We start from the raw sequence: 13102 nt of genomic DNA on the forward strand, positions 1-13102 counted from the left end.
ATAGAGAAGTCATGATAACGATCGTTATCAACGCTCCCGCCCCGGCGGGACCCGGACGGGCCGCCGACGAGGCCGGGGCCCCGGCCACCAGAACCTCCGTCCCGAGGGGTGGCGACGACCGGGACCCCGCGACCGGCTCAGCTCTCGTGGACCAGCCCCGCGGGCTCGCCCCGGGGCGCCTCCGCGTCGAGCCTGCCGGCCCCGAGGTAGCTGCGCAGCAGCGCGTCCCCCTCGAGCTCCGAGGCCGACCCGCTGAACCGCACGCTGCCGCGACCGAGCAGCACCACGAGGTCCGCCATCTCCAGCGCGCGGGTGACGTACTGCTCCACCAGGAGCAGCGCGACACCGCCCTCCGCGAGGCGCTGGATCGCCTCGAAGATGATGTCGACCGCCTTGGGCGCCAGGCCCATCGACACCTCGTCCAGCAGGACGACGCTCGGCTGCGACAGATAGGTCCGGCTCAGCGCCAGCATCTGCTGTTCACCGCCCGACATGCTGCCCGCAAGCTGACCGAGCCGCTGCCCCAGCACGGGGAACGCCTCGATCGCCAGGTCGACCAACGCCGGGTCGGCCCCCCGGGGCAGCTGCATCCGCAGGTTCTCCCGGACGGTGAGGCTGCGAAACACCCCGCGGCCCTCGGGGATCGAGCAGAGACCCGCCCGCGCACGCCGGTCTGACGGGTGCGACGTGACGTCGGCGCCGTCGAGCAGAATCCGGCCGGACGTCGGTGAGAGCAGCCCCGACGCGGTCCGCAGCGTGGTCGACTTCCCGGCCCCGTTCGGGCCCAGCAGGGCGACGATCGTGCCGCGCGGGACGACGATATCGACGTCGCGGAGCACGACCGTTCGCCCGTAGCCGGCTGTCACGTTCCGGATCTCGAGGATCGGGACGGCGTCGGTCGACTCTGGCAGAACGGCGTCGGGCTTCTCGGTCGTCGAGCTCATCGGACACCTCGCGCGGTCACGGCACCCGCTGCCGAATCGTCGTCCACAGCGACGTCCCCGCCGAGGTAGGCGGCCTGCACCAGCGGCGACGACATCACTTCGTCAGGGGCCCCTTCGAAGATCGGCTTCCCGAAGTCGAGGACGTAGATGTAGTCACACACCGCGGTGACCAGGGCCATGTCGTGCTCAACGAGCAGGATGCCGATTCCCCGGGTGGTGACAACGTGCTGCAGGATCTCGCCGAACCGGGCCGTCTCGGCACGGTCGAGTCCGGACGACGGCTCGTCCAGCAGCAGCGTGCTGAACGGCCCGGCGAGGCAGCGTGCGAACTCGACCAGCCGGCGCTGTCCGGTCGACAAGGTGTCGACCCTCCGGTCGGCGAGCTCCAGGAGGTCGCACTCGCGCAGCGCGTCCTCGGTGGCGGTGTCGACCTCGATCTTGGTCGACGGCGTGCTCGCGATGTGCTGCAGGGCGTTCAGACCGGCCCGGCCCGCCTCGCGACCGATGGCGACGTTCTCCCAGACGGTCAGCTCGTCGAACAGCTCCATCTGCTGGAACGTCCGGCCGAGACCGCTGCGCGCTCGACTCGCGGGCCCGCGGCGCGCGATGCTCACGCCGTTGAGCATGACGTCGCCCTCCGTCGGGCGGTTCAGCCCGGAGCAGGAGTTGAACGTCGTGGTCTTTCCTGCGCCGTTGGGCCCGATGAGACCGGTGATGCGGCCCGGAGGTGCCTCGAAACCGATGCCGTCGACGGCGATCAGGCCGCCGAACTGCACCTTGAGGTCCTTCACCTGCAGCACGGTAGGGGCGACGGCCGCGGGCTCACGCCGCGCTGCCGGCTCGACGGCGGCGTGCTGCGTCTCCGCAGGCTTCTCCTTGCGGAAGAGCTTGTCCAGAGCGGTCCGCGCCCACTCCGGCGCACCCCGCTTCGAGGCGGGCTGCAGGGCGATGACCAGGACCCCGATGCCGAAGAAGATCTGCAGGATGTAGCCGGTCTCGACACCCGTCAAGTACGACGCGATGACCGTGCTGCCGATGCCCGACATGAGAGCGAACCACGGCACCCCACCCGGGCTGATGATCACCAGGACGAAGAAGACGAGCGACTCGATCGGCTCGTAGGACGCCGAGGTGACATTGGTGAACGCACCCGCCTGCAGCACGCCGGCGACCGAGGCGAGGAAGGCGGAGATGCAGAAGACCAGCACTCGCGTGACGTTCACGGAGGCGCCGCTCGTGGCAAGCCCCGTGGGGCTGCTGGCCAGTGCCCGCAGCAGCCTGCCGAGCCGGCTCCGGTTGATCGCGACGACGAGGCCGGTCGTGATCACCGCAACGCCGAGCACGAGGTAGTAGTACGGCTCGGGGCTCCCGTCCTGGCCCAGCCATGGGATCACCGGCATCGGGACGTCGATTCCGTACCCGAGAACTCCGAAGAGGAAGTCCTGCTGGTAGAAGAGATATTGCAGCAGAATTCCGAAGCCGAACGTCGAGATGGCGAGATAGAGGCCCGACAGGCGGATCGCCGGGATGGCCAGCAGGGCCCCGATGGGCACCGCGATCAGCCCTGAGACCAGCAGCGCGAGGCCCCAGGGCCAGCCGTTCCCGACGGCCAGGTGCGAGAACGCACAGGCACCGATCGCCATGAAGCTGATCTGGCACAGGGACACCTGCCCGGCCGTGCGGACGAGCAGGCCCAGGGACAGGAACATGATGGTGATGGCGAGGAAGCTCGTCCAGTCCGCCAAGCGGAATCCGGCGAAGCTCGGCACGAAGAGCAGCACCGCCAGCGCAACGATCCCGAAGAGGGTCTGGACCTGCCACGGGCCGCGCCACGACGTCTGGGTGGGCGGCACGATCCGGATGTGGTCGGCCAGCCAGCGCTTCGGCGCCACGAGGAGGACCAGGAACAGCACCAGGAACGGGACGGACGCGGAGAGTTGTGTCAACGCGCCCGAGGTGAAGAACTTCGTCGCGAGCGAACCCGCGACACCGATGACGAGCCCGCCGAAATAGGCACCGGGAAGGCTCACGAAACGGCCGAGGGCCGCCGCCCCGAACGCCGCGACCACCAGGAAGGTCAGCGTGTCCGAGTCCATGTTGATGAAGGGGACCAGCAGCACACCCGAGGCCGACGCGAACGTCACACCGATCATCCAGGCCCACCGTCGGACGACGACCGGGCTGGTCCCGCACACACCCAGCAGGTCGGGGTTGTCCACGACGGCGCGCATCGCGACACCCGTCCGGGACCGCCGCAGGAACAGGTAGAGCACGGCGGTCGCAAGGATGCCGAGGAGGAAGACGATCAGCTGGTCGGCGCCGAAGACGATGTCGGCGACGTGGAACTCGTGCGTCCCCAGGAATCTCGGCACCGTGCGCACGTTGGTGTCGCCGTCACCGTAGATGAGCAGCGCGGTGCCCTCGACGATCAGCAGGATTCCGATCATGGCGGCCACGCGCATCGCCATGGGCGTCCGCGCCAGCACCCGCGCGATCCGCTCGAACCCGAGCCCCATCGCCGGGCCGAGCACGAAGACGGAGATGATCGCCGCGACCGGCCAGGGAAGCTGCAGCTGGACGTAGAGCGTGTAGAACGAGTACGCCGAGACCGTGGCGACCGCGCCGTGCGCGAAGTTGAAGATCCCTGACGTCTTGTAGGTGAGCACCAGGCCGATGCCCGCGAGGCCGTACACCGAGCCCGTGGTGAGCCCGGCGATGATGAACGGAAGCACGCTGTCCCTCCTTCGGGTTGTGCTGTCGGAGCGGACCGGGCTCCACGGACACCGTGTCCGTGGAGCCCGGCCTCGGAGGACCAGCTATCCGGCCATCGACTTCTGGAGCTGGGTGGCGACGTCCGCGGGGAGGCACTTCGGCGTCAGTCCCTCGGTCGCCGTCCACGTGCCGTTGGAGACGCCGTAGGCGAAGAAGCACGAGAAGAACGACGGCTTGCCCTCGGTGTAGTTCAGCGGGGGCGAGATGCCGCCCAGCGTCTCGTCCTTCAGGCTGTAGAGGGCCTTCTTGATGCTGTCCGGGGTCACCGGACCCTGCACCAGCGAGGCCGCCTTCTGGAAGAGCTGGGCCGAGGCCCAGGCGCCCACCGCACCCGGGAAGTTCTCGTCGCCCTGCAGCGGCGCGTACTTGTCGACGGCCTCGTGGAAGGCCTTCATCCCCGGGAGGGACTTGTCGAACCACGGCGCGTTGGTGTCGACCTCGATGAGGCTCTGCAATGCGGGCTGGGTCGCGTGGCTCTCCACCGAGACGCCGGCGATGAACACGGGCTGCGCGGTGAGACCGATCCGCTGGCACGCGGCCGCGATCCGGATGGCCAGGGCCCCGGACACGCCCATCTCGTACACGCTGGCGCCCGAGTTCTTGATCGTCTCGCACACGGAGGTGTAGTCGGTGGCCGACTTGGCCGCCGGGGCCGAGGCGACCAGCTGCGCGCCGGCGACCGGCGCGACGGCCTCGAGGCTCTTCACCGACTCCTTGCACGCCGGAACCTCGGCGCAGTAGATGAAGGCCACCTTGCCGTTGCGGGCCGCGGCCTCCTTCGCCACGCCGTACTGCAGCCCCGGGACGTTGCCGCCGACCGGGAAGAACGTCGGGTTGTTCAGTGGCGTGGTGATCGGGTTGCCGCCGATGACGGGGATGCCCGCCTTCTCCACGTAGGAGGCCCAGGTGGTGAAGTTCGCGTCCCACTGGCCGACGATCGCGACGGCCTTGTCCTCCTCGACCAGCTGCTGCACGGCGCGCAGGCTGTTCGACGGCGTGCCGGCGGTGTCCTTGATGACGAACTTGACCGGGTGGCCGTTGATGCCGCCCGCGTCGTTCACGGACTTGCCCCACGCCTCGAGGGTCTTCTTGACCCCGTTGAGGTCGACGGTGCCGCCGGTGTACGCGGCCAGGGATCCGATGACGATCGGCTCCGCGTTCGCACCTCCGGAGCTGCCTCCCGCCGCGCCACCGGAACCACAGCCGGCGACGAGGAGGACGGCAGCCGCCACCAGGAGCGCTCCCGCCCGCAGCCGCCCGCGCCCAGGGCCACGGGTGCTCTCTGCACCCGGACTCCGACGTCCAGCCATCAATCTCATAGTTTCGCTCCCAAGGAGGATTTCGTGCGGCACCATTGCCGCCGACTACAGCCCGGTTCCCCGGGGGCATCGACCCTGACGGCTACGCGCACTGACGGTCGCAGATCGAATACTTGAGTGAAAGGGATCCGGCCGTTCGAGCCGGCGTTGGACCCGCTATCTCACGAGGCAGCCCTAGCCGATTCGGCCCGGCCGAGCGGGACTACGAAGAATCGCCGGGATCAGCCGCCGATCCCCTCCGGACGGGGCACAGAGCGGGCCGGACGCCGCCGTCCGCACTGCCGTCACGTCGCTTCGGAAGAATTCCGAACTCGGACATTCTACCTCGCGTCGGGCTCGAGCAATACCCTCGCGGCACACTTAGTCGAGAATGGCGATGGCCGCCTCGGGGCAGTGTCGAGACCCGGCCGTGGCCGCATCCTCCATTCCGGGTGGAATGTCGACCGTCTGCCCTCGGAACGCGTTGTAGCCTTCATCGTCCGGCTCGTAGAATTCCAGCGCCACGTCGAAGCAGCGGCCGTGGCCGGAACACCGGTCCGCGTCGACCTGGGCCTTCATGCGCTCCCCGCCTCGGTGGCCACGAGCGCCTCTCGCGATCCCGGCGTGAAGCTCGCCGGCATCCGGACGAGCCCGTTGACCTGACGGTCCGGGTACGGACGGGTCTCGCCCTCGTCGACGGAGTAGTCCGGCATGCGCCGCAGGATCTCGCCGACCACGATCTCGAACTGCGCCCGGGCCAGGTGCGAACCGATGCACCGGTGGACCCCGACCCCGAACGCCATGTGCCGGTTCGGGGACCGGTCGATGTTGACGACCTCCGGGTCCTCGAAGTGCGCGGCGTCGTGATTGCCCGAACCCCAGCAGAGCAGCACCCGCTCACCGGCCTTGAGGTCCACGCCGTCGACCTCGCAGTCACGGGTGACCGTCCGCGCGAACCACTGGATCGGCGAGAAATAGCGCAGGAACTCCTCGCAGGCGTTGCGCAGCCGCTCCGGATGCTCGCGCAGGTCCTCGCGGAGCTCCGGGTTCTGGTGGAGGTAGCGCAGCGAGTGCAGGATCAGTTGACTGGTGGTGTCCACCCCGCCGAGCACGAGGAGGAACGCGTTCTCGACGACGATGTCGTCCGGGATCGGCGCACCATCGACCTCTGCCGTGACGAGCAGGGAGATCCAGTCGTCCTGCGGCGCCGCCCGCCGCAGGCGCACCTGCTCGCGCAGCTCCCCCAGGAGCTCCTCGACCTGGGCGACCGCAGCCGCCTGGCCGGGCGAGGTCGGTGAGATCGACAGGAGGTCGTGCATGGTGTTGGAGTAGCGCATCCCCCGGTCGGCCGGGATACCGAGCTGGTCCATGGTGACCGCCGCCGTGATCGGACCCGCGACGTCCTTGACGAGCTCGCACTCGCCTCGTTCGATCACGACATCGAGAACCGCGGTGGTGATCTCCAGGATGCGTGGCCTGAGTCGCTCGACGGCCTGCGGGGAGAAGCTGGCGTTCAGCAGCCTGCGGTACTTGGTGAACTCCGGCGGATCGAGCTCGATCATGCCGGTGCGGGTCGGTCGCCGCGACGGGGGCAGGCTGACACCGTCGTACCCCGGGCGGGACCCGTCCAGGTCGCGGTAGGACGAGAACCTGTCGTCGTCACGCGCCGCTTCGGCCACGGTGTCGTACGTGGTGAGCATCCAGAAGCCGCCGTGCTGCGAGGAGTGCGCCACGGGGCACTTCTCACGAAGCATCGCGAAGGTCTCCGGCGCGCTCTCCCAGAACTCCTCGCTGTGATGATCGACGTCGAACTCGCGGCTCACGGGATCGATGTGAGAAGTCATCGGACTCCATTGTCGAGACGTCCACGACCCACCGTGGACTCGGGATGCCGGCCGGGCAGGGCTGCTGGATCACAGCCGTCGAACCCTCTGGACTGGCCAACGAACCGAGACTATCATAGGTTATAGGCTGTTTCCAGTGCGGCAGCGGCCGGCGATCTAAGGAGTTGTCCGACAGTGTTGTCCAAGGAAGAGAACGAGTTCCTGACCCGCGTCGGCCCCGGCACCGCCATGGGAGACCTGGTACGACGATCGTGGATTCCCGTGCTCCTCTCCTCCGAGCTGCCCGGGCCGGACTGCGATCCGGTCCGATTCCAGCTCCTTGGCGAGAAGTACGTCGCCTTTCGTGACAGTGCCGGCAACGTCGGGTTCCTCGACGAGGCCTGCCCCCACCGGGGCGCCTCCCTCGCGCTCGGCCGGTGCGAGGGCGGCGGGCTCCGCTGCCTCTACCACGGGTGGAAGTTCGACACCGAGGGAACGATCATCGAGACGCCGAACCTCCGCGAGGGGGCGTCGTTCCGGAGCCGGATCAAGGCTCGCAGCTTCCCCTGTGTCGAGGCCGCCGAGATCATCTGGGTCTACGTCGGCCCGGCCGACCTCGAGCCCCCGCTGCCCAACTACGTCTTCATGGACGCCGCGTCCGAGCACCTGGCGCCGATGCGGGTCGAGATGGAGGCGAACTGGGTTCAGGTGATGGAGGGCCACCACGACTCGGCACACGCCAGCCTCCTCCACTTCGACTACTCACCGTTCCGCCCCGACACCAGCGACGACTACCTGACGTTCCTCAAGCAGGACGCCGAGCTGCTGAGCGACGACGACTCCCCCACGATCGAGGTCGAGGACACCGAGTTCGGCTTCTACGCCGGGGCGCTGCGCGATGCGGTGGTCGACGGAAGCGACGTGACCTTCGCCCGGATCCACGTGCACATCGCACCGTTCCTGAACATCGTTCCGCCGAACCTGTACATGTTCGACGTCCCGATGACCGACACGCGGACCAGCGTCATCACCCTGGTCTACGACCCCGGCGTCGTGGTGGACCGGCAGGCCGCCGGCGAGCTCATGGGTTCGGGGGCTCACTCGGACGCCCCGTACTTCGACGGCAACCATTTCACGGGCAGCGCAGAGAACAACTGGGGCCAGGACCGTTCGAAGATGGACCGCAGCTTCACCGGCATCGGCCACCTGGCCGCGGAGGACTGGGCGGTCGTCGTCTCCATGGGCGGTGTCATCGACCGCACGAAGGAGCGCCTCGTGGCGTCCGACGCGGCGGTCACCCGGCTCCGGAGGCAGCTCCTGAAGGCGGCGCGGGCATTGCAGCAGAACGACATCGAGCCCCCGGTCGTGCGGGCCGACCTCTCGGCGGTGCGTGCGCTGCAGGCGACCCTCAAGTCCGGTGAGGACTGGCGCGACGTCGTCATGCCCGACCGCCACGACGCGACGCCGGCGGACGCGGGGACAACGTCCTGAGCCACGCGTTCGTCGGCACGAACACTGTCGGCGGTTCCTTCGGCGGACGGGGCGGCGGGATCTACGCCGCCCCGTTCGACCCGGCGACCGGTGCGCTCGGCCGGCCGGCGCTCGTCGCGGACCGTCCCGACGACCCGACCTGGCTGACCATCTCGCGGACCGGGCGGTTCCTGTTGGCCGCCTGTCATACGCGGAGCTACCGGGGAGCGCCCGGTGGAGGTCTGGTCTCCTATGCGATCGACGACGCAACCGGGTCGCTCACCGAGATCGACGACATCCGGCTTCGCTTCCCGCATGTCGCCCACGTGGCGCTGGACCGCACCGAGCGGTACGCCCTGTGCACCAGCTCGCTGGGCGGCGCCCTGACCGCCGTCGAGCTCGCCGACTCCGGCGAGCTCGGCGGGGTCACCCGCATCGAGACCTTCCGCGGCCGGCCCGCGGTTCCCCCCGAGGGAGAGCCGCAGCCGCCCTTCTACCCCGGCACCGACATCCCGGTGATCCGGGAGGGGGTCCACACGCAGCCGCATTGCGCCATGGTCGATGCGGGCAACGAGTTCCTCGTCGCTTGCGACCTCGCGCAGAACACCGTGAGCCTCTTCCGGTTCGACGCGCGGTCAGGAGTCCCGGACCTCGTCCACGTGGTGCGGCATCCGCAGCCGCACGCCGGGCCGCGGCTGCTCGCCCCGCATCCCGACGGGATCCACTTCTACAGCGTCGACGAGCCCGGCGTCTCGGTCACCGCCTACGAGCTCGACGCCCGGGCGGCGCGGGTGCGGATCCTGGGCTCGGTCCCGCTGGTGCCCAGGGCGCCCGACGTCGGCCGGCGGGCCAGCGGGATCGCGGTGCACCCCTCCGGCACACACCTGTACGCGTCGGTCCGGGGGCACGACCACATCGTCCACGTCGGCCTCGACGATCCCGCCGACCCGCGGCTGCGGGGTGCGGTGCCCGCCGGCGGGAGCTCCGCACGAACCATTGCCCTGTCCCCCGACTCGCGGTTCCTCTATGCCGCGAACACCGGGAGCGACTCGGTGACCTGTTTCTCCCTCGAGACCGGTACCGGCACTCCGACACCGGTCCACGCCCCGGTCCGGGTGCCGAGCCCGACCCACGTCGTGTTCCGGACCGGAGCGACCCCACGAGAGGTGGACCATCATGAGAGTCGGTAAGGACGGCCTGGGCTTCGAGCTGGTCCCGGACTGGGAACAGACGTCGCCGGATCGGCCGCATCCCGACGTCGCCGGCGTCTCGGTGAACTCCCGCGGCGAGGTCCACCTGTTCTGCCGGGCCGAGTGCCCTGTCCTGGTCCACGACCGCGACGGGAAGTTCCTGCGGTCGTGGGGCTCCGGTGAGTTCACGATGCCCCGAGGGCCGCACGGGATCCACATCGATGCCCAGGACTTCGTCTATCTTGTCGACGAGACCGGACACATGGTCAGCAAGTACACCCCGGACGGTGAGCCCGTCTACCGGTTGGGCACCGGTGAACCGAGCGACACCGGCCACGACGGAGCGCTCGGCGACCCCGGCAGCGGCATCACCCGGCCCGGCCCCCCGTTCAACCGGCCGACGAATGTCGCCACCCACCCCGTCGAGGGCCTCTACGCCGCCGACGGCTACGGCAATGCCCGTGTCCACCACTTCGACCCGGCGGATGGGCGGCTGCTCGACTCGTGGGGCACTCTCGGGCAGGGTCCGGGACAGTTCCTCGTGCCGCACGGGATCATCGTCCACCGCGACGGGCGGGTGTTCGTCGCCGACCGGGAGAACGACCGGATCCAGATCTTCTCCCCCGACGGCGTCTGGCAGGCGTCCTGGACCGGCCTGCAGCGGCCGTGCGACCTCTGGATCGACGGCGATGGGCTGGTCTATGTGGCGGAGTTCCCCCGCTTGGTCGGCGTCGGCCGGCCGAGCGGCCGGGTGGTGAACGTCGACGAACCTGCCCGGGTGTGCGTGCTGAGCCCAGAGGGCGAGGTCCTGCTCCGCTGGGGTGGCGAGGACATCGCGGCGCCCGGCAACTTCGTCGCACCCCACTCGATCTGCGTGGACCAGGAAGGCTCCATCTATGTGGCCGAGGTGACCCATATCCTCGGAGTGCGAACCGGCCGCGTTGCGGCCGGCACACATACCATTCAGAAATTCGCCAGAATCTGACCCGGTTCGCCCAGATCTGGGATATTGGTCCGCGAACCGCGCCGCAGCACCCGTTCAACGCTCGCGTTCACGCGCCGCCCGGGTCCGAGAGCAGGTCGCAGTCACGGTGCATGGCTACCGTGTTTGCCGTTGGTACGCGCTGATGAGCTCGGCGAGGAGCGAGACGAACTCCCTTCGATCCTCGATCGGCCAGCCGGCCAGGGTGTCGGCGATGATCTCGACCTTGGGCCTGCAGCTGTGCTCGAGCGCGGCGTAGCCGGCGGGGGTGACGGCGAGCAGGCTCGCGCGGCCGTCAGAGGGGTCAGCACAACGTTCGATGAGTCCTCGTCGGAGAAGGGCAGCGACCTGCCTGCTGACCGTGGACGGGTCGGTGCACAGCGCCTCGGCGAGGCTGCCCGCACGCTGCGGTGCGCCGCGGGCGAGGTGACTGAGCGCATGGCAGATCGCAGGGCCGAAATCGGCCGATCGAGCGTAGCGCCGCTGAACGATCCGCGTCAGTACCGCGACCTGGCAGGCTATCCTGTCGGCGACGGCGAGGTCGTCGACGCCGAGTTCGCCAGGACGAATCTCCGGGCCCGTCACGTCATTCGGGACATCGACGGCTCGACCGAACGGGCGGCCGCAACCCGGCGGACCAGACCCGAGGGAGGCCTGGGTGTGTGGGCGACGGCTGACCACACGCTTCTCCTCGTTGCACAGCGGGACAGGCTGAGGGCCGGTACCGACAGCCTGCCCCGCGGACGTCTCCGCAGCTACGGACAGGACGCTCCGCCACGGGCCTGCGTCATCGAGAGCGACGCTCGACGACGACGCACATCGACGGACTTCCCCGTCTCATCTAGTCATGCGCGTTGAGCGTCTCGAGCACTGCATGCGTGTCCTGAGGGAAGATCTCGGCGCGCGCGATCCTCCCATCCTTGAACCGGAGCAGCTCCATCGTCGGGTAGTGGACGGTGCGCCCGGTCTTCTGGGCCGTCCACTCCATGTTCACGTAGAGGACGACGACGTCCTCCTCCGGGATGTCCCACATGTGGTCGGGACTGATGTGCAGCTGCCAGTTCTCGTTCAGCGTCTTCGCCATGTGCCGCCACCCGTCACGGCCTCCGTGCACGCCACCGTGCGGGAACGACGGCGGCTGCACGAACTCCATGTCCGGGGTGACGTAGTCCTGCATGATGTCGAGCGACGCGTCGCTCGTCGGGTCCATTCCCTTGACCTTCGCCATCAGCGCAAGGAAGTTCTCGAGATTCTTCGACGCCATCAGCGGTCCTCAATTCCCCGTCACTGCCGGTTTCCCGATCTTCGGTCGAACGTAGCTCAGATGGCCTCGTCCGGGTGGTGGTTCTCCCGGAGCGCGGCAGCCGTCGGCGGCAGCTTCGGACGCTTCGCCACGTGGTGGTAGCCGGTGTAGACGTCCGCCGCCTCGGCCCGCAGCGCACCCACGGTGCACTTCTCCCGCGGCCGGACCGGGTAAGGGTTGAACTGGAAGGCCCGCATGGCGTTCTCGTGCGTGATCTTGTTGATGTCCTCGTCCGGGATGTGGCTGATGTCCTTGAACAGCTTCTCGGGCGAGGTCGGCCACGTGGAGTCCGAGTGCGGGTAGTCGCACTCCCAGGTGATGGTGTCGATGCCGATCTTGTCGCGCATCTCGATGCCGACGGAGTCCTCGATGAAGCAGGTGATGATCCGCTCCTGGAAGACCTGGCTCGGCAGCTTGTCGCCGAAGTCCTCGCCGGTCCACGCCTTGTGGTACTCGTAGTGCTTGTCGATCTTCTCCAGGAAGTACGGGACCCAGCCGATCCCGCCCTCGCTCAGCGCGAACTTGAACGTCGGGAACTTCTTGAAGATGTTGGAGAACACGAGATCCGCGGCCGCGCCGATCAGACCGACGGCCGTGATGCTGTGCGGCACACCGGCGGGGGCGTCCTCGGAGGTCGTGGCCGGCACGCCGGAGGCACCGATGTGCATGCAGACGACCGTCTGCTCGTCCTCACAGGCGGCCCAGAACGGGTCCCAGTGATCCGAGTGCAGGCTCGGCAGGCCGAGCGGGACGGTGTTCTCGGCGAAGGTCACCGCGTGGCACCCGCGCGCCGAGAGCCGGCGGACCTCCTCTGCCATCAGGGCCGGGTCCCAGACCGGCACGACACCGAGCGGGATGAAGCGGTCCGGGTACTCCCCGCACCAGCCCTCGATGTGCCAGTCGTTGTAGGCGCGCAGCAGCGCCAGCGCGAGGTCCTTGTCCGGCGTCCGCAGGAACTGGCGGGCGGCGAAACCGGCCCACGACGGGAAGTTCAGGCCCGCCAGAACGCCGTTGGCACTCATGTCCCGGACCCGCTCGTGCACGTCGTAGCAGCCGGGGCGCATGTCGGACAGCGCCTGCGCGTCATAGCCGTAGTCCTCCGGGGGACGCCCGGCGACCGCGTTGAGCCCGGCGTTCGACGACTTCAGGCCGAAGTACTCCCAGGCGTCCGTACCGTCCGCCTGGCGGACGAGCTTCGGAGCGTGCTCCAGGTACTTCTTCGGCACCCGCCCGTCCCACATGTCCGGCGGCTCGATCACATGATCGTCCACACTGACCAGAATCATGTCGTCGAGATTCATCTTTCCTCCGTGTCGTCAG

11 protein-coding genes are annotated in these 13102 nt (G+C 68.8%); 3 read left to right on the forward strand and 8 right to left on the reverse strand.

Annotated elements, in window-relative coordinates:
• Positions 1–137 precede the first annotated feature (137 nt).
• The 5 genes from ABD324_RS30425 to ABD324_RS30445 form a co-directional block, all read right to left on the reverse strand.
• Positions 138–944: an ABC transporter ATP-binding protein gene (locus ABD324_RS30425; protein ID WP_344424917.1), complete on the reverse strand. Its 807-nt coding sequence runs from the start codon at positions 942–944 to the stop codon at positions 138–140.
• Entirely contained in the window at positions 941–3676 is a 2736-nt protein-coding gene (locus ABD324_RS30430) for an ABC transporter permease subunit (protein ID WP_344424919.1), read from the reverse strand. Before ABD324_RS30430 ends, ABD324_RS30425 begins: the two co-directional genes overlap by 4 nt.
• Before the next feature lie 84 nt (positions 3677–3760).
• A complete protein-coding gene (locus ABD324_RS30435) occupies positions 3761–4948 on the reverse strand; it encodes an ABC transporter substrate-binding protein (protein WP_344424921.1) in 1188 nt (395 codons plus the stop codon).
• 447 nt (positions 4949–5395) lie between these two features.
• A complete protein-coding gene (locus tag ABD324_RS30440) occupies positions 5396–5593 on the reverse strand; it encodes a ferredoxin (RefSeq protein ID WP_344424924.1) in 198 nt (65 codons plus the stop codon).
• Positions 5590–6858 carry a cytochrome P450 gene (locus ABD324_RS30445; RefSeq protein WP_344424927.1) on the reverse strand — a complete coding sequence of 423 codons (1269 nt, stop codon included), beginning with the start codon at positions 6856–6858 and terminating at the stop codon, positions 5590–5592. Before ABD324_RS30445 ends, ABD324_RS30440 begins: the two co-directional genes overlap by 4 nt.
• 174 nt (positions 6859–7032) lie before the next feature.
• Here ABD324_RS30445 and ABD324_RS30450 point away from each other — a divergent pair, with 174 nt between their 5' ends.
• Genes ABD324_RS30450 through ABD324_RS30460 form a run of 3 tightly spaced genes read left to right on the forward strand, consistent with a single transcriptional unit; the run spans position 7033 to position 10482 of the window.
• The gene (locus ABD324_RS30450) at positions 7033–8328 is read left to right on the forward strand and encodes a Rieske 2Fe-2S domain-containing protein (protein WP_344424930.1); all 1296 of its coding nucleotides are present in this window, start codon (positions 7033–7035) and stop codon (positions 8326–8328) included.
• Positions 8325–9497: a lactonase family protein gene (locus tag ABD324_RS30455; RefSeq protein WP_344425509.1), complete on the forward strand. Its 1173-nt coding sequence runs from the start codon at positions 8325–8327 to the stop codon at positions 9495–9497. Before ABD324_RS30450 ends, ABD324_RS30455 begins: the two co-directional genes overlap by 4 nt.
• Complete coding sequence (locus tag ABD324_RS30460) at positions 9484–10482, forward strand: peptidyl-alpha-hydroxyglycine alpha-amidating lyase family protein (RefSeq protein WP_344424933.1); 999 nt, start codon at positions 9484–9486, stop codon at positions 10480–10482. Before ABD324_RS30455 ends, ABD324_RS30460 begins: the two co-directional genes overlap by 14 nt.
• A gap of 114 nt (positions 10483–10596) precedes the next feature.
• On the opposite strand, the gene ABD324_RS30465 is transcribed toward ABD324_RS30460, so the two are convergent.
• From ABD324_RS30465 to ABD324_RS30475, 3 genes are all read right to left on the reverse strand, one after another.
• On the reverse strand, positions 10597–11064 hold the full coding sequence (locus ABD324_RS30465; RefSeq protein WP_344424936.1) for a MarR family winged helix-turn-helix transcriptional regulator: 468 nt from the start codon (positions 11062–11064) through the stop codon (positions 10597–10599).
• Between the two features lie 256 nt (positions 11065–11320).
• Positions 11321–11743 carry a nuclear transport factor 2 family protein gene (locus tag ABD324_RS30470; protein WP_344424938.1) on the reverse strand — a complete coding sequence of 141 codons (423 nt, stop codon included), beginning with the start codon at positions 11741–11743 and terminating at the stop codon, positions 11321–11323.
• Positions 11744–11799: 56 nt separating this feature from the next.
• Positions 11800–13083, reverse strand: coding sequence for an amidohydrolase family protein (locus ABD324_RS30475; protein WP_344424941.1), 1284 nt, complete (start codon positions 13081–13083; stop codon positions 11800–11802).
• Positions 13084–13102 lie beyond the last annotated feature (19 nt).

Source organism: Pseudonocardia ailaonensis (genome assembly GCF_039531635.1).
In the GTDB taxonomy this organism is placed as follows: Bacteria; Actinomycetota; Actinomycetes; order Mycobacteriales; family Pseudonocardiaceae; genus Pseudonocardia; species Pseudonocardia ailaonensis.

What these genes read in the sequence shown, in the direction of transcription:
- ABD324_RS30425 (WP_344424917.1), bottom strand. Translation starts at nt 944, where the DNA reads ATGAGCTCGACGACCGAGAAGCCCGACGCCGTTCTGCCAGAGTCGACC.
- ABD324_RS30470 (WP_344424938.1), bottom strand. Translation starts at nt 11,743, where the DNA reads ATGGCGTCGAAGAATCTCGAGAACTTCCTTGCGCTGATGGCGAAGGTC.
- ABD324_RS30440 (WP_344424924.1), bottom strand. Translation starts at nt 5,593, where the DNA reads ATGAAGGCCCAGGTCGACGCGGACCGGTGTTCCGGCCACGGCCGCTGC.
- ABD324_RS30475 (WP_344424941.1), bottom strand. Translation starts at nt 13,083, where the DNA reads ATGAATCTCGACGACATGATTCTGGTCAGTGTGGACGATCATGTGATC.
- ABD324_RS30460 (WP_344424933.1), top strand. Translation starts at nt 9,484, where the DNA reads ATGAGAGTCGGTAAGGACGGCCTGGGCTTCGAGCTGGTCCCGGACTGG.
- ABD324_RS30445 (WP_344424927.1), bottom strand. Translation starts at nt 6,858, where the DNA reads ATGACTTCTCACATCGATCCCGTGAGCCGCGAGTTCGACGTCGATCAT.